General features: G+C 69.0%; 10 protein-coding genes and 6 pseudogenes. 3 read left to right on the top strand and 13 right to left on the bottom strand.

Going from position 1 to position 15,480, the window contains the following annotated elements; all coding sequences use genetic code 11:
* From IE249_RS32075 to IE249_RS32060, 6 genes and pseudogenes are all read right to left on the bottom strand, one after another.
* A partial coding sequence (locus IE249_RS32075) for an IS630 family transposase (RefSeq protein WP_229859725.1) occupies positions 1–690 on the bottom strand: 690 nt, incomplete at its 3' end.
* A gap of 32 nt (positions 691–722) precedes the next feature.
* Entirely contained in the window at positions 723–1,061 is a 339-nt protein-coding gene (locus tag IE249_RS39185; protein WP_229859723.1) for a helix-turn-helix domain-containing protein, read from the bottom strand.
* A 104-nt stretch (positions 1,062–1,165) separates the two neighbouring features.
* Positions 1,166–1,339, bottom strand: a pseudogene (locus tag IE249_RS39180) (dihydrofolate reductase family protein); the annotation flags it as partial.
* 433 nt (positions 1,340–1,772) lie between these two features.
* Positions 1,773–2,447 carry a hypothetical protein gene (locus IE249_RS32070; protein WP_229859721.1) on the bottom strand — a complete coding sequence of 225 codons (675 nt, stop codon included), beginning with the start codon at positions 2,445–2,447 and terminating at the stop codon, positions 1,773–1,775.
* Between the two features lie 102 nt (positions 2,448–2,549).
* Positions 2,550–4,619: a serine/threonine-protein kinase gene (locus tag IE249_RS32065; protein ID WP_189710506.1), complete on the bottom strand. Its 2,070-nt coding sequence runs from the start codon at positions 4,617–4,619 to the stop codon at positions 2,550–2,552.
* Positions 4,620–4,749: 130 nt separating this feature from the next.
* Entirely contained in the window at positions 4,750–4,887 is a 138-nt protein-coding gene (locus IE249_RS32060; RefSeq protein WP_189710504.1) for a hypothetical protein, read from the bottom strand.
* Positions 4,888–5,387: 500 nt separating this feature from the next.
* On the opposite strand from IE249_RS32060, the pseudogene IE249_RS32055 reads away from it, so the two are divergent.
* Positions 5,388–5,561: pseudogene (locus tag IE249_RS32055) on the top strand (IS5-like element IS4811 family transposase); the annotation flags it as partial.
* 83 nt (positions 5,562–5,644) lie between these two features.
* Here IE249_RS32055 and IE249_RS32050 read toward each other — a convergent pair.
* From IE249_RS32050 to IE249_RS32020, 7 genes and pseudogenes are all read right to left on the bottom strand, one after another.
* A pseudogene (locus tag IE249_RS32050) lies at positions 5,645–6,500 on the bottom strand (aldo/keto reductase).
* 268 nt (positions 6,501–6,768) lie between these two features.
* A pseudogene (locus tag IE249_RS39175) lies at positions 6,769–7,219 on the bottom strand (transposase family protein); the annotation flags it as partial.
* A 9-nt stretch (positions 7,220–7,228) separates the two neighbouring features.
* Positions 7,229–8,016 (bottom strand): annotated as a pseudogene (locus tag IE249_RS32045) (IS5 family transposase); the annotation flags it as partial.
* Between the two features lie 284 nt (positions 8,017–8,300).
* A complete protein-coding gene (locus IE249_RS32035; RefSeq protein WP_189710499.1) occupies positions 8,301–8,660 on the bottom strand; it encodes a hypothetical protein in 360 nt (119 codons plus the stop codon).
* Between the two features lie 679 nt (positions 8,661–9,339).
* Positions 9,340–9,672, bottom strand: coding sequence for a PH domain-containing protein (locus IE249_RS32030; protein WP_229859720.1), 333 nt, complete (start codon positions 9,670–9,672; stop codon positions 9,340–9,342).
* Positions 9,673–9,722: 50 nt separating this feature from the next.
* The gene (locus IE249_RS32025) at positions 9,723–10,352 is read right to left on the bottom strand and encodes a DUF3887 domain-containing protein (RefSeq protein ID WP_189710497.1); all 630 of its coding nucleotides are present in this window, start codon (positions 10,350–10,352) and stop codon (positions 9,723–9,725) included.
* Positions 10,353–11,084: 732 nt separating this feature from the next.
* Positions 11,085–12,902 (bottom strand): serine/threonine-protein kinase, encoded by a 1,818-nt coding sequence (locus IE249_RS32020; protein WP_189710495.1) that lies wholly within the window; start codon positions 12,900–12,902, stop codon positions 11,085–11,087.
* 118 nt (positions 12,903–13,020) lie between these two features.
* Here IE249_RS32020 and IE249_RS32015 point away from each other — a divergent pair.
* Both IE249_RS32015 and IE249_RS39915 read left to right on the top strand, forming a co-directional pair.
* Positions 13,021–13,486 (top strand): annotated as a pseudogene (locus IE249_RS32015) (thioredoxin domain-containing protein).
* 205 nt (positions 13,487–13,691) lie between these two features.
* Entirely contained in the window at positions 13,692–14,642 is a 951-nt protein-coding gene (locus tag IE249_RS39915) for a ricin-type beta-trefoil lectin domain protein (protein WP_308434427.1), read from the top strand.
* Positions 14,643–15,480 lie beyond the last annotated feature (838 nt).

Raw genomic sequence — 15,480 nt, 5'->3', positions numbered from 1 at the left:
CGTAGAGCTGGGCCAGACCGCCCTGACGGAGTATTCGGTCCAGGTACGGATCGAAGACTCGGGCGCGAAGGCGGTCTTCGGTTCGGCGCGGGCGTTGCGCCAGCGGACATAGGCGGCGACGGCGGCGTCCTGCTCGTTGCGGCTACGGTGGCCGGTACCGCCGAGCGCGAAGTAGCGCAGCGCTGCGAACTCCGCTTCCATCCAGTTCAGCCATGAGCCATAAATCGGAAGAAAGACCAACTGGACATCGCTGTCAGCAATCCAGGTCCGCACCTCGGAATGCTTGTACGGGGAGAAATTGTCCAGCACCACGTACAGCTTCTGACCGGGCCACCGCGCACATAGGACCCTGAGTAGGCCAAGGAACTCGCACCAGCGCTTGCGCGGGCGGATGCGGTAGTACAGCTTGCCGGTGGCCAGACCGAGGGCGGCGAGCATACGCAGCCTCCGCGGGCGCCTCACCGGCCCCCAGGCCTTGCCCTTGCAGGGCATCAGGTTTAGCGGCCCGAACTCGTCGACGCATATCACCCGTCCGTCGTCGGGCGGGATGTCATACAGCACCAGGACACGCTGCATCTTGGCGATGAAGTCCGGGTCAGTGGACGCTTTCCACGTAATGGTGGTCTTCCAGGAGACTTTGCCGGCGTCCAGGATCCGGCGCAGGGTCTCCCGACTGACGGCCGAGGTCACCTTCTGCTTGACCAGGTGCTCGGCGAACTTGCTCAGGCTCCAGGTGGAGAACGCAGTGATCTTCCAGTCAGCGGGGGGGACGTCCGGGCGATCAGGCAGATGTGCTCGCGCACCTCGTCACTGATCGTTTTGGGGCATCCCCCGCTCCACTTTGAGTCCAGCGCATCGAACCCCCGCTCATTGAAGGCGTGGATGACATCGCGGACGCAGTCCTCACCGACCTGCATCAGCGAGATGATGTCCTTGACCGTCTGGCCCTGAGCGGACATCAGCACCACGATTACCCGACGGAGTTTGACCGGGTCCTTCACAGTCCGGCTGATCCGCTGCAGCCTACGACCCTCGTCGATCGTGACCGGCCGCACCAGCACACTCGGTCAACACCCCACGACCACCTCCAAGATCAGGTTTTGGAGACAGTCTGCTGGCTGACGCAGTGGGTCGATTACCCGGCCAAGGCTGCGTGACGAGCCACTAGATCCACGCGGCGCTCGTGCTGGGGAAAGAACGAGATGCCACCGCCGACCCCCACCGGGTAGAACCTGGCCCGATACTCGTCGATCAAACCCAACACGGCAGCCTCCGCGGCGAGAGCCGCACCGCCGATCGCGATCTCGCCCTCCCCCCGCTCGGCTCGCAACCGCCCGATCCCACCCCACAATGCTGGGCGAGCAAGATCGTTCCCTAGCGTAAACCGGCATCACCCACTGCTCCCGCGTTGGATCTGGGCCCGCCAATCAGTAACCGTCCTGTCACTCGCGCTGGTTCAAGGCCCTGGTGAGCTGTCGGTTGGCCTCCCGGGCAGCACCTCGCCGTCACCACAGCGCCCACACCAAGATCATCATGTGCCCGAGCAGCGCTTACGGGACGCCATTTACTGCTTGATAAAGCCACTTGTCGGTCACTCTTGTTCGACCCTCTGTCCGAAGATCACAAAGGCTTCGATCGTAAACGGGGCCCCGACGGGCGCGTTCGCCACCAGCGATGTTGAGACACCCGGTCGCTTCAGGGAGCACCACGCGCGCGGCCGACGGGGCCGGACCCCGCGCCGGGCGGCGCTGCGACCGCCGGACCGTGCGGGATCAGCGGCAGGTGTAGGAGAAGGACGCGGACGCCGTGTGCCGACCGGGGGAGTCGATGACCAGCCGCGCGGTCGCCTTGCCGGTTCCCCTGCCGTGGAAGGTCCACAGCAGGCGGAGGCTCGTCTCGTCCTCTCCCTTGCCCAGCCGTTCCTCGCGGGGGCCCGAGGAGGTGCCGTCGCTGCGGTTCCACTCGTAGGTGAACGTGCCGGCCGCCCCGTTGGTTCTCACCACCGCCACCACCTCGGCTGTTCCGCCACATCCGAGGACACTGCCCGTCCGCGCCGTCACCTGGGTGATCCGCAGGTCCGCCGTGTGCCGTTGCCAGAACAACCAGGCCAGCACGATGGCCAGGACGGCCGCCGCCAAGCGGTATCTGCGGAGCCTGTGCAGGAGACCGCGGGCCTCCTGCCGGCTCCTGTGCTTCGCCGGGCGGTGCCAGACGTCGACGGCGGTGTCCGTCAATCCCAGGGGCGGGACGCCCGGTCCGAAGTGCAGGACGTCGGACTCGGGCTGGGGCTGCGGCTTGGGCTCGGACTCGAACTCGGGCGCGGGCTCCGGCTCGGGCTCGGGCTCGGCGCTGGTCCAGTGGGCGTCGAGGACGGTCGGAACGTAGGTGGCGTCGTCGACGTCCCTGATGGTCGGTTGCACGTCCGGGTCCTGCAGGGTCGGCTTCACGTCGGGATCCGGCAACTTCCATGGCCTCACCGGGCGCTCGCCCCGGTCCGTCATCCTCGCCCCTCCGTTCGGCTCGCTCTCACAGACCCCGGTGGGCCGACATCACAGGGGCTCGCCCTTCACGGCAACCGGAACCCCTTGCCGCGGGGTCACAGCCGACGGCGACGTCGAACCGGTGCCGGTGCCTCCAGCGGAGTCGCCGGAGCCGGTGCCGCTCTGGGTGGTGGCGCCGTTCTGGGTGCTGGTGCTGAGCGACAGCGTTCCGGAGACGAGGCCCGAGCCGCCGGGGGAACCGGCGCTGGTGCCACTGCCGGTGCCCCCAGCTTTGCCGGACCCGGTGCCTCCCGCCGACCCGGGATTGCCGCCGCCGGTCCCGGCGCCCGAGTGACCGTGCCCCGTGCCCCCGGCCGTGTTCCCTTCGGTGGTACGACCCTGCTCGGATCCAGCGTGGCCTGTGGTCCCCGTGCGGGAGTCCACGCCTCCGCCACCGCCGGTGTGGCCGGTGCCCGTGGTGTCCGTCCCGCCGTTCCCCTCGCCGGTGCGCCCGTCACCGGTGTTCCCCACGTCGGTGTTCCCGTCGCCGCCGCTCCCCGCGCCGCCGTTCCCGTGGTCGTGGGAGTCCGTGTCGCTGTGGTCGGTCCCCTTCTCCGCGGTGGTGCTCTCGTGGGTGTGGTCGGTGTCGGTCTGGGTGCCGGTGTCCTTGTCGCCTTGAGTGTCGGTGTCGCCGCTGCGGGTCCCGTCCTGTGGGCCGGTGCCGCCGTCGGTCTTCGACCCGGTGTCGCCGTGCCCGCTGTCCTTGTCCTCGTCCGTGCCGGAGCCGGTAACACCCGTGTGCGTCCGGGAGTCCGTGCCGCCGTCCCCGGCCGCACCGCCGGAACCCGAGCCGGAACCCGTGTCGCCATCGGCGGGCGCGATGCCGGCGCCGCCGTCTGTGCGGCCGCCACCGTCCTGGGCGCCGGATGCAGCCCTGTCGGAGTCCGAGGCCGACCCGGCCGGGTGGCTCCCGCCGGTGCCCCGCGTCCCCTTCGCCGAACCGGTGACCTTCGGCGCGTCGAGCCTAGTGACAGCCTCGGTGTTGGCACCGGCGTGCGCTTCGGCCCCGCCCGCCCAGCCGCTGGGCATCAGGCTCAGCAGTCCCGCCACCGCCACGGCGGCCGCCCCGGTGAGCACATCGCCCCGTCCACGCAGCCGACTGCGGCGCCGCGCGGTCAGCACGGTCTGCGCCAGTTCGGCCGAGGAGCCCACCAGACGAGCGTCCAGGCGTGAGATGGCCAGCGGCGCCAGGGCCGCCGCCACCGCGGCCAGTCGATTCTGGCCGCGTTCCTCCCAGTCTGCTCCGTACGCGCTCTCGGCCACCCACTCCAGTTCCCGCAGGAAGTCGAGGGCGCTCGGGGGCCGCAGGGCCGGGTCCTTGGCCATGCCGCGCAGGACCAGCCCGCGTACCTCTTCCGGCACCCGGTCCACTGGCACGGGGTCCTCGACGTGTTGGCGCTGGAAGTCCCACACTTCTGGACCAGGGAACGGGGGCACGCCGGTCAGGCATTCGTAGAGGGTGGCGGTCGCCGCGTACACATCGCCAGATGGGGCGGCAGCCTCCGATTTCCACTGCTCCGGGGGCATGTACGCACACGTGCCACTCAGGTTCCGGTGGCGGCCGGTGCGCGTGGAAATTCCGAAGTCCACCAGCTTGGTCCGGCCGTCCCAGTCCACCAGCACGTTTTCGGGCTTGTAGTCGCGGTGCACCACACCGACGCCGTGCGCGGCGGCCAGCCCGAGAATGGATCCTTTCAGCACGACGAGGGCGGCCTCCGGGTGTGTGTGTCCCTCCTTCTTCAGCAGCGCACGGAGCGCGGCCCCGTATACCAGTTCCATGACGATGGCCGCGCCCTGCTCGGCTTCGACGTACTCGTACAACCGCGCCACATGGGGCGATGTCAGGCCACTGAGGAGCCGGGCCTCCCTGCGCAAGGCGGTGCGGAATTCCTCCCTCGAAGACAGTTCCTCATTCAGGTACTTGATCGCGACATTCCGGCCGGTCGCGGTATGACGAGCGATCACCACCCGGCCACAGCCACCTTTACCGAGTTTCTTCAAGTCGATGTAGCCGGGAACGGTCCAAGAATCGCCACCCTGTTCGACTTTCCATCCGTTACGATTGGTCGCCCCTGTCACACTTCCCCCTGGTGTTCCCTCGCACCGATACCCCCCGAATGAGGCACGATGGAATTTTTCCAGCAAGAAGAGATCCAATAAACCGAGAAATTTCACGGTTCTGCAACCGTCGGTCCTGACGTTGGTTCAATTATCCGGGGCGGGAGTCGTCCTTGTGCGGGCACGGCGTTCGCGGGCCGGCTCGGAGGACGCTGATGACGACGATGGCCATGTCGTCGTGGCGGCCCGCTCCCAGCCACTGGGCGGCCAGCGTCTGCACCCGTTCCACGACCGCTTCCGTCGGCAGACCTGCGCATCGGACAGGGTCCTCCGCAGGCAGTGCTCGCCGAAGAACTCGCCGCCCAGGGGCCACCGCGCGCCCCCAGCACCGTTTGGACCGTGTGCGCCGTGACGGCCGACGGGGCACTCACCAAGGTGCCGTGCGGGGGTACGTCCTCCACCGTGCCGTCGGCGCGGACGATCACACATCGACTCCGGCAAGCCGAACCACTGGACGCTGACCCGGACCGCGACCCGAGCCGACGGCGCCGCCTACCGCCTGGTCGGCCGCGACTCCGCCGGCAAGCCCGCCTCCTCCCCCGGCCTGTCCCCCGGACCGCCAGGAACTCTTCGTCCAGCACGGCGCCCATCATCTCCATGCTCGGCCTCTACGCCCGGAGCGGGAAGATCGACAACGCCTCCGGAGCAGCCACGTCAACACTCAATGCCATGTCCTACCGGCTCAACCGCCCCTGACACCGCGACGGTTCCTCCGGGTGCGGACGGTGGCCGGAAGACGCCAAGGGCTTCGTCTTGTTGCCCAAACGCTGGGTGGTCGAACGGTCGAATTCGTGGACGATGCGGGCCCGCCGCAACGCGTGGGATTACGAACGCCTCATGTCCCACGCCGAAGCCCACATCCAGTGGGCTTTCATCACCCTCATGACCCGCCGCCTCACCCGACGAAACCGCTGGACCGAGGCGGTTCCAACCCCCCTCGCCTCAGCCGCCTGACGATCCCTCTGCCTGTGATGGCGACTCCTGACTCAGGCAGTGCCCTCGTCCGGCTTGTCGAGGAGGGCCAATTCGTCTTTGGTCAGGCGGAGGCTTCCGGCGGCGATGTTCTCCGCGAGGTGTGCCGGGTTCGTGGTACCGGGAATGGCCAGCACGTGCGGACCGCGGTGGAGGGCCCAGGCGAGCCGTACCTGGGCCGGCGTGGCGTTGTGGGCGCGAGCGACTGAGTGGACCCGCGCGTCGTGCTCCTGGCCTGCGGCTGCCTCGCGCCGCAGGCCGGAGACTGCGAAGAACGGGACGAAGGCGATGCCCTGCTCCCCGCACAGGTCCACCAGCCCGCTCTCGTCGGCACGGCGCCAGTCCAGGCCGTAGGAGTTCTGCACGCAGACCACGGGTGCAATTTTCTGAGCCTCGGTCACGTGCTCAGGCAGGACAGCGGAGAGCCCGAGGTGCCGGACCAGGCCGGCCTCGCGCAGCTCAGCGAGAGCGCCGAAGTGCTCGGTGATCGAGGCCGTGCGGGGACCGCCGGCGCGCAGGTTCACCACGTCCAGGCAGTCCCGGCCGAGCTGACGCAGGTTCTCCTCCACCTGGCCCCGCAACTGGTCGGGGCGGACCGTGTCGAGCCACTCGCCGGAGGGATCACGCCCCGGGCCGACCTTGGTCACCACGACCACATCGCCGGACCAGGACGAAGGCGGCCGTGTCGACGTGGTTGACCCCCTGCTCGAACGCGCTGTGCAGCAGGCCGACGGCAACATCGCGGTCGATCGGCGCGCCGTCGGAGTTGCCCATCATGCCGTTGCCCGTCAGCCGCATCGCGCCGTAGCCGATGCGATTCACCTCCAGGTCCCCGAGCTTCCAGGTCCCTGCTGCCGCTGCTGCGCTCATCGTGCTCCTTCACTCGTCGGTTCGTCAGGTCCCGGAGTATGGAGTCGTCACGGTGTACTGCGACAGGTCATCTGGCTGGGCGAAACGTCACATCTCTATCGGGAACCAACCATCGCCGCATTGCCGTTGGACCTGGCAAGAGAGCGTCGGTCGGGGAAGCTTTCAGGACTTGCGGCGCTGCCCTGCCGAGGCGGCAGACGGTGGAGGCTGCGTCCAGCGCAGAGGGACAAGGCGATCACCCCCCGGCCGGTCAGACGTGGCTGAGACGAGCCAATTCACCCGTGGTGCGGTTGCGGCGGATCAGCAGCCGGTTACTGCCGGGCCGTTCTGCGGCCAGGTCGATGATGGCCCAGTTGTAGAAGCGGGTGCCCCTTAGCTCCGGCCCCGGCCGACAGCTTCTGCCAGGCCGGCCTGGGCACCTTCACGGCCAGGGCGTCCGCGCGGAACTTCCCTACACCGGTGGACACTTCGGCCAAGCAGGCGACGGCGAGCGAGCACGTAGCCGACCTTACGCTCTTCCAGCATGGACCGCTCGGGTTGCCGCCGTAGAGATCATCGCCCGCGACCCAGCCCACACGGTGCCCGACGTCGAGGAACCGGCCGATCACGCGGGCGGCTAGCTCCGGCTTGGTCGCGAGGACGTCGTCGTCGCCGAGCCCGGCTGCCCGCTTCCGCGTGTTGAAGCGAGGCAACTCACGGGGCGGGGTTAAGAAGTCATCTCCTTTGGTAAGTCTGCGGTAGCAGATGAGGGTGCATGCGAGGCTCGTGAAGGCGAGGAAGTGCTCAGCCTTGCGCTCGTAGCGACGATGGAGACGACGGCACCCAGCGAGCCAGGCCATCGTGCGCTCGATGGTCCATCGGTGCCGACCGAGCCGCTGCGAGGTCTCAACCCCCTTGCGGGCTATGCGGTGCCGGATACTCCGCTGGGATAACCATCGCCGCAGGTGGGAGTAGTCGTAACCCTTGTCGGCGTGCAGTTTGCCGGGCTTACGCCTACGGGGACCTCGCCGGGATCGGATCGGCGGTATGCCCTTCACGAGCGGGATCAGGGCCTGGCTGTCGTGGACGTTGGCACCGGAGATCCCGACAGACTGGGGCAGACCGGTCCGCTCGGTGATCAGGTGGATCTTCGAGCCGTACTTGCCCCGGTCGACAGGATTCGGACCTGTCAGCTCCCCTTTTTCAGGGCCCTCATATTCACCGAGATCGCGCAGCGAGACCAGTCCAGGTCTCCGCGGGCTCCGAGTTCGTCGAGGACCAGGCGGTGCAGCTTGGCCCACACGCGAGCCTTCGTCCATTCGGTGAACCGTCGGTGAGCTGTCGCTCCGGACGGTCCGAACGACGACTTCGGCAGCTGCTGCCACGTGCAGCCCGACGTCGCCACGAACACAATCGCCGCCAGCACCTCACGATCGCCATGCCGGCGCCGGCCGCCACCTTGAGGCCGCGATGGCGCCTCCGGCGCGACCCTCTGGAACAGTTCCCACAGCTCGTCCGGCACCAGCCGCTCAATGATCCCCACCACAGCCGACGGCCTACTCAGCCAAACGAGATGACCTCTACTCAACCGGCTTGACAAACAAAGAGGCACCCAAGGGCACCGACCTGTCGAAGTACAGCCGGGAAGATCTGGAGGCCGCCGCGGCCGAGCTGAACTCCAGACCCAGGAAGCGCTCGGCTGGGACACCCCAGCCGAGCGCTTCTCCAGTCAGCGACAGAACGACCCCAACACCCTTTGCGTCGCGACGATTTGTTGACCACCGTGTCCAGGGCGGGGCGCTGGAGCGGGTGGAGGCGTCGTCAGTTGGCGCAGATGGCGTAGACGCTGATGCCGACGCTGCTGTAGGAGTTCTGCCTGCCGAGGGCGATCCAGCCGGTTCCGTCGGGGGTGGGGAAGCTGCCGACGAGGACGGCGTCGTTGCCCTGGGCTTCGGCTCCGCCGCCGATGACGTGTTTGCCGGGCGGGCAGTAGACGGTGCGGCGCTGGAAGTTGGGGACGTTTGCGTTGGGGAGCGTGACGATCTGGTAGCCGTCGACGACGCGGGTGTGTGCGGGCTTGGTGGCGGGGGTGTGGTCGGGGGCCGCCTGGGCGGCCCATCCGGCTCCGGCGGCGATGGTGAGTGCCAGGGCGCCGGCGGTGAGAGCCGTCTTTGCTCGCATGAGTCTCCTCCTGGTGGTGCGGGGCACGGCACCCCGTCACAGGGCGTAACACTTCCATGAACGGAGGGTGAGGGGAGGATTGGTGAAGGTGAAACGCCCTGATCGTGGGAGGTGGGTGCGCGGAGCGCGGGAGGGGCGTGGAGGCTGCCGAGGTGGCCAGCCCACGCGCGGTCGCACATTCCTTGAGGGCATCCGCTTCTGCGCATGCTCGCTATCCGGCCGGGCGTAGCGTGCCGGGCATGTGCTTCTTCCCTGAACTTGGCCGTCATGCACGCGCACTCCAGGAACCAGCGAACCAGCCGTTCCCGCGGCTCACCGGTGTACGTGGATCTCGACAATGCCGACCGCGGTGAACGTTCTCCTGGAATGCCTGAGTGCGCCGGCCCACCTGAAACAGGCGATACCGGAAACCGTCCTTGCGGCCCTGACGCGGAAAGAGAACAGGCAGTCATCGGCTGTCAGCTGGCTTGCCGCCGGCACGTGAGGTAGAGGGGCAGGAAGACGATCCACAAGCACAGGCAGCCGAGGGCCCAGGTAGCAGGCTTGCTCAACTCGATCGATCCCGCCGAGAAGTAGATGGGTGTTCCGCTCCTGGCGTGGGCCGACGCGTCCTGGTAGACCCAGCCCACGCTCCCGAGCAGGACCGCAAGGGGAATCAGCGTGATGACGTACGACCCCATCATCCCTGCTCGTGTCCGGTGATGATGCGGGCCACGGCAGCCACGTCGTCCGGTGTGATCGTGGGGCGGACCCTGCGGCCGACGTCGAGCACGAGGGCCGTGTCCTTCTTGGGCCGGTGCGGATCGAGGTTCCACCAGTGGACGAAGTCACCTGAGCCCCAGATGCGCCACCGGCGCACCTGGTTGGCGCCGGTCAGCGCGAGCGTCTTGATGCCCATGATCGAGGCGTACGGGATCGTCTTGGGCCCCCACGGGTAGTAGCGGCGGATGGTGATCCCATGGTCGTCGCAGCGGATCGTGCCGTCGTCGTAGTCGGCTGTGGCCATGCTCATCTGCCTTTTCTGACGTTCCACCCTGTGGGCCGGGGAGCGGTGCGTGGGGGTCACGGGGTCTCGGGTGCGAGGATGAAGATGCCTGCGACCTTCTCCTCCGCGTCGAAGGCGACGCGGGCCTTCATCTCGCCGGCCTCATAGCGCAGCGGGATGTCGACGACCGTGTGGTCGCCGATGCGGCGCACGAACGGCTCGCCCTCGCCGAAGCCCTCAAAGGCGCCGACGAGGCCGGTGACCGTGGCCAGTCCGTTGAGGCGAACCTCGTCGGTGAAGGCCGCCAGCACTTCGGCGTTGAACGACTGGCGAGCTTCGTCCATGCGGCCGTCGAGGACGGCGGTGGCGATCTCGGTGGCGCGGGCGCCGGCATCAGCCATGCGCACCGTCTTGTCCATGGGTTCTCCCGTTCTCGGGTCGATGGGCTTGCCGAACCGCTGGAATGCGGCCTGGCGGGTGACGCCGAGTAGTTCCCCGATCTCCTGCCAGGTGTGTCCGGCGTCCCGGGACTGCTGCACGCACAGCTTCAGCACCTGATCTGCAAAGCCGTCGACATCCTGGGCGAGCCGGACGAGGTCGAGATAGGCCGGCTGAGCCACTGGGCTGCCGAGCGACTGGGCCAGGGCGGAGGCCTGCTCGCTAAGGCGGGCGGCCAGGCCCGCGAGAGACATCGGTGAATCAGTCACGTGTCAAGAATGCCTTTACGCGATCTGCGGCGTCAAGAGAACCTTTACGCTCCTGCCATCCCTGTTCGCACATCACCGCTCAGCCCCTCGCGTCATACCCGCGCCACCCGCAAAGCACGACCACGCCGATACCCGCGGAGAAGGCCCGCGACCAGGTACGGCGCACATCGACCAGGCCGACCGGTACGACGCCCGCCCGACCGGCATGCCCGCCTCCCTGGCCCAGGCGGCCCGCGACCTGGGCGAGCTGGATGCCCGTGCGTGAGCCACGGAGACATGACCGTGGGCAAACTCGACTCGCTGAGCGTGCAGTTGGCGCTGTTCGTCGGAGCGGTGGGGATGCCGCACGTACTGATGAGGCTCAGGACGGTGCCCTTGGCTTCGACGCCTTTTGATGTCGACGCGGAGCAGCGCGCCGACCTCTCGGCGGCCACCTTCCTCGCTGCGGGAGCCGAGCACTGGCGGGCAGGCTCACCTAGACGCTGTCGCTGCCGAGAAGCCGCACAGCCGCACAGCCGCAAACGCGGCGAACGGTTTTGTTCTCAGCCACTAGAGGGGCGCCCAGACCCGGCACCACCCGAAGGACCCGCTTCGGCCCACCCGTCGAGCGCCGACGGCGATGTCCTGCCGCGGACGGACCCGGCCCCGCTCCGGTACCGGCGTCAAAACACCGCTTGCGGCGGCCCGCCTAACCTGATTCCGTGGCTTCCGCGCCGCCCCGGCCGTCGTCGCTCAGGACGTGCCGCGGCTGCGGTGCAGCGCCGTGGGCGCACCGGCGGACTGGCTGCCCTCGTCACCGAGGCTGATGGTGTCGGCAGCGGTCAGCTGGACCACGTACAGGTGGCCGCTCTCGCACTGCAGCGAGGTGTCCGAGCGGTTGGTCGGGTGGCTGGTGGCCGCGACGAACGTGGCCGTCGTGCCGCGCACCGACCGGAGTTCCAAGGCTTCCGTGCAACCGACCTCCCGGCCGGTGCCGGCCTCCTTGATGTTGCTGACCTGTTTGCCGGCCAGCTCGCCCGTGTCGGCGTTGTGCAGGGTGAGGGTCACCGTGAACGACTCGGTGCGCGGGTGCTGTTGGCCATCTGCGTCAGGGTTGCCCGGCCCCGTGCCGGTCCAGACTCCCGCCCATGCGGCGGAGAGGGCGGGCGCGGAGGAGGACGACATCGGGGAGGCCGTGGAGCTGTCACCGGCCGCCTCCTTGCCGAAAGGGTTCCACAGCAGGACGCCGGTCACCAGGGCGGCCACCGCGAGGACGGAACCAGCGGCGGTCCAGCGGACGCGGCGGCGTGCACCCCCGTCCCTGCCGGGGTCGGGGACGCCGTGCGGCTCGAGCCCGGCAGGTCCGGCGGTGCAGGGGCCGAACGGTGTGTGGGGCTGGGCGGCGTCAGGGGTGAACGGGACGTACGGCGTGGGGATGTCCGGGGTTCGCCGGGCGTACGGTGCCCAGGTGTTGGTCGGCGGCGCGTACGACGTGGCGGGGGCCGTGTGGTCGAGGGACGGGGTCGGGGACACCGCCCCGGCGGTCGCCTCCGCGGTCAGTCTCCCGCCGGCGGACGTCACCGCGTCCGACGGGGCCTGCCCCTGACCGTGCGGCGGTACCGCGCACCGGTGTGCGACCTCCTCCTCGCGGGCGGCGAGGTCGGCGCCGAGTCCGGGCGGGAGCGCGCGTTTCCATGCGTCGGCCACCAAAGCGGGCTTGCCCTCTTGAGCGGCCGTCCGTGGGTCGTCCGTGGCCCCTCCCCGGCAGAGCCGGGCCGCCAACTCGGCGCCCTCCGGCCGGTCCTCGGGCCGCTTCGCCAGGCAGTTGCGGATCAACGGGGCCAGTTCGGCCGGTACGCCGTCCAGGCGGGGCGGCTCGTGGACGATGCGGTAGAGCAGGGACGCGGCCGAGGGCTGCTCACCGGGACACTCGAAGGGACCGGTGCCGGTCGCGGCGAACACCAGGACCGCGCCCAGGGAGAAGATGTCGCCCGCCTCGGTGACAGCTCCCCCCGCGGCCTGTTCGGGAGCGAGGTAGCCGGGCGAACCGATGACACCGCCAGTGCTGGTGTGACGGGAGTCGTCGGCGGCCCGGGCGATGCCGAAGTCGATGAGCATGGGCCGTTCGCGGCCGAGCAGGACATTGGACGGTTTCACGTCCCGGTGGGTGAGCCCGCAGGCGTGCACGGCGGCCAGCGCCGCGGCGAGTTCGGCGGCCAGGGCGCGCAGAGCGGCGGGCGGCAGCGGCCCGTGCCCGGTGACCCAGTCGGAGAGGGCAGGCGCAGCGACGTACTCGGTGGCCAGCCACAGCGGGCGGTGGTCGGGTGGGCTGAAGTCCACCACCGAGACCGTCCACGGCGAGCGGACGCGGTCGCTGGTGCGGATCTCCCGGGCGAAGCGCCGCTCGAAGTCCGGGGCGGCGGTGAGGTCGGGCCGGACTGTCTTCAACGCCAAGGGGCGACCGGTAGGCATGCGCGACAGGTAGACCTGCCCCATACCGCCGGCGCCGAGCCGCGCCAGCAGCGGATAGCCGCCGATCGTGACCGGATCCGTGCTCTCCAACGACTGCACGCACGCCTCCCCCTGGTCACCTCGACCCATGACGGAAGCAGGATAGTGGGCGGCCCCGGCGGGATGCGGTTGGCGTCCCGCCGCGTGGTGCAGCCGATCAAGCTGTCGGTTGAACCGCATGCTTCACAGCCGCACACTCGTGTCGTACAAGGCCGACCGACTTCGACCGCGGAGCCCTCGGGCGTGGACTGTCCCGATCGCGACTGGGCAGATCTTCGAGGTGAGCCCCGGCACAGCCGCAGCCCTCCTGCCGGCGTTCCTGGCACTCGTCGGCGTGCACTCACCCCTGATTTTCCCAAGGTCGATCGGTGCGCAGGAGGCACAACGCCGCAGCGCGGTCGACGAACTGACCGGTCGTCTTCTGGCGGCCGGGCGGCAAGTACTGCATACGACTGCGCATCCGGCTGGGCCGCAGCGCCCGCCAGTTGCACTGGGTCAACATCTGGCGCGACCTGGCAGGAGCCGCAGCGGTGAGAGCAGCCAACGACGGCAACGAGACCGTGCCGACCGTCGTCGTGGCGGGCCGGCCACACACCAACCCCGATCCCGGATGGGTGCGCGATCAGCTCTTCCCTTCCCCGTGATCAAAACCGCGTCCCACGGAGAGGCACCCGCAGACACAGCACGCAGAGGTAAAAGGCAGAGCCCCACTGTGCCGATACGTCCCGGTCGTGATGGTTCTCCCGGACGAAAGGTTGTACAGCCGAAGGTTCCGCCGCCGTCCCGGGTACCGCTGCGGGCCGCGCATGGCTCAAGATTGCTCCCGAACGCACAAGGGAGTCAGAAGAGATGACCGCTGGACCAAGCCCTAGGGTTCCGCACGGCGACAACAGCCCTGTCGGTAAGGACGACGGAGGCGAAGGGCGACGCTCGGTTCCCGGCTCGGGTCTCACAGACGGACGGACCGCGAGCACGGTCTACCGTCCCGCTGCATCGGTCACTGCCGACGAGCGGTGGATAGCGGCCTTCGAGGAAGCCGACCGGGAACCGGGGGCGGAGGCGGGCGGGCGCGACGAGCCCGCTGGGGCGGGCGGCACGGCGCCGAGCACGCCGCGTGCGTCCGGACCTTCGCGGTCGGCGGTCAGGAGCCGGGTGCGGGTGGCAGTCTTCATCGGCGTATGCGCCGCTGTCGTGTCGGGGGCTGTACTGCTCTTCGGAGAGGCCGATTCGAAGTCCGAGGCGGCTCCACCAGCGAGTGTCGAGCGCTCACCGGTGGGCCTTCCCATCCTCAACGGCGGCGGAGACATTCCCTCGGGCCCGGCCTCCGCCCTCCCGCATGCCACCGCCGGCGCTGCGTCGCCCTCACCCATGCGGACGCCCTCCAAGCAACCCGTCTCCCGCACCAGGACGGCCTCCGCTCCCCAGCAGGTCACCTATGCGGGAGCTGCCTCCGCGCTGTGCATGGACGCGTCCAGTGCCACGGCGATGAGACTGAACCTGGCCGGATGTGACGGCAGAGCGACCGAACGCTTCACTTACAGCGACACTCACCAACTGCGTGCCGCCGGGGACCTGTGTGCCACCGCCCAGGGCGGCTCCCGAGGAGCCCTTGTGGTCCTCGCGCAGTGCAGCGGCGGTCAGACCCAGCACTGGATCCTGGGGGGCGACGGCAGCATCCGTCAGGGCAACCTGTGCCTGGATGCGCTGAACGGCGGGACCCAGGCGGGAACACTGATCCAGCTGTGGGACTGCAGCGGATCGTCCAATCAAACCTGGCGTGCCGTCGTTCCAACACACTGACGGGCTCGCCAAACACCGGGGCGGGCAAGCGCGGTGAAGCCGTCATGCGCTAATAAGGCTTCACCAGCAGCTGATGCTCTGCGAAAGCAGGAACCATAGGACGCCGCACCGGCCAGCACGCCATATTGGCCTCCGGACTGCCACCGGGGCTATGTCTGTGCTGTCGGTCATGAGCACCTTGGGCACGAGGACTTCCAGGAGGTTCGCGGCGTCTCGGTACCGGTCGACTTCCCGTGCGGGCGCGGTGGGGTCGTCCCAGAAGCGGTGGGTGAGGCCGGATCGAGCGAAAGGGTCTGCGACCTCGCCCGGAGAGGCGGTGGGGACTACAGCCAAGTTCGGCTGCGGCGCATAGCCGGTGAGCAGCGGCCCGACGGATCACCGCCTCGGGCGTCCACGGTCGAGTGATCGTTCCGACTTCCGACCACCTACGCGACGGACGGCGCCACCCCGCCGGCGGTGGAAGCGGGTGCAGCCGGCTACCCGCTGAAAGATCTCGCTCGCTCCGAGCTGGCCGATGCCGTCCGCGGCGCTGCCCGCGGCGAGACAGTTCCGGCTCCCCTGGTCTCGGCCCGTCTGACGGTCCTGCTTCGCGCCGAGCCCGGGATGCCACGGCTCTCCGAGCGGGAGACCGAGGTACCGCGTCTGGTTGCCGAGGGCCTCACCAGTGCGGAGGTCGGTCGGTGACTCTTCATCAGCGAATCCGCGGTGAAGGACTTCGACGACCGCACAACGGCCGTGACCCGGGCCGTGCGCCTCGGCCTCATGTGGTATCCGGGCGCGGCTCGCCCGGCCCTTGTCGCGCGACAAGGTGCAGGGCCGCCACCCGTTGTCGGTTCTC

Origin of the sequence: Streptomyces anandii JCM 4720 (genome assembly GCF_014650655.1) — a bacterium.
In the GTDB taxonomy this organism is placed as follows: domain Bacteria; phylum Actinomycetota; class Actinomycetes; order Streptomycetales; family Streptomycetaceae; genus Streptomyces; species Streptomyces anandii.
The sequence above is the reverse complement of the archived record's forward strand: the minus strand, read 5'-3'. Positions and strand labels throughout refer to the sequence as shown.

Bases quoted from the DNA above. Each gene is read 5' to 3' on its own strand.
- IE249_RS39915 (WP_308434427.1), top strand. From the start codon at position 13,692: ATGACCGCTGGACCAAGCCCTAGGGTTCCGCACGGCGACAACAGCCCT.
- IE249_RS32035 (WP_189710499.1), bottom strand. From the start codon at position 8,660: ATGCGAGCAAAGACGGCTCTCACCGCCGGCGCCCTGGCACTCACCATC.
- IE249_RS32030 (WP_229859720.1), bottom strand. From the start codon at position 9,672: ATGAGCATGGCCACAGCCGACTACGACGACGGCACGATCCGCTGCGAC.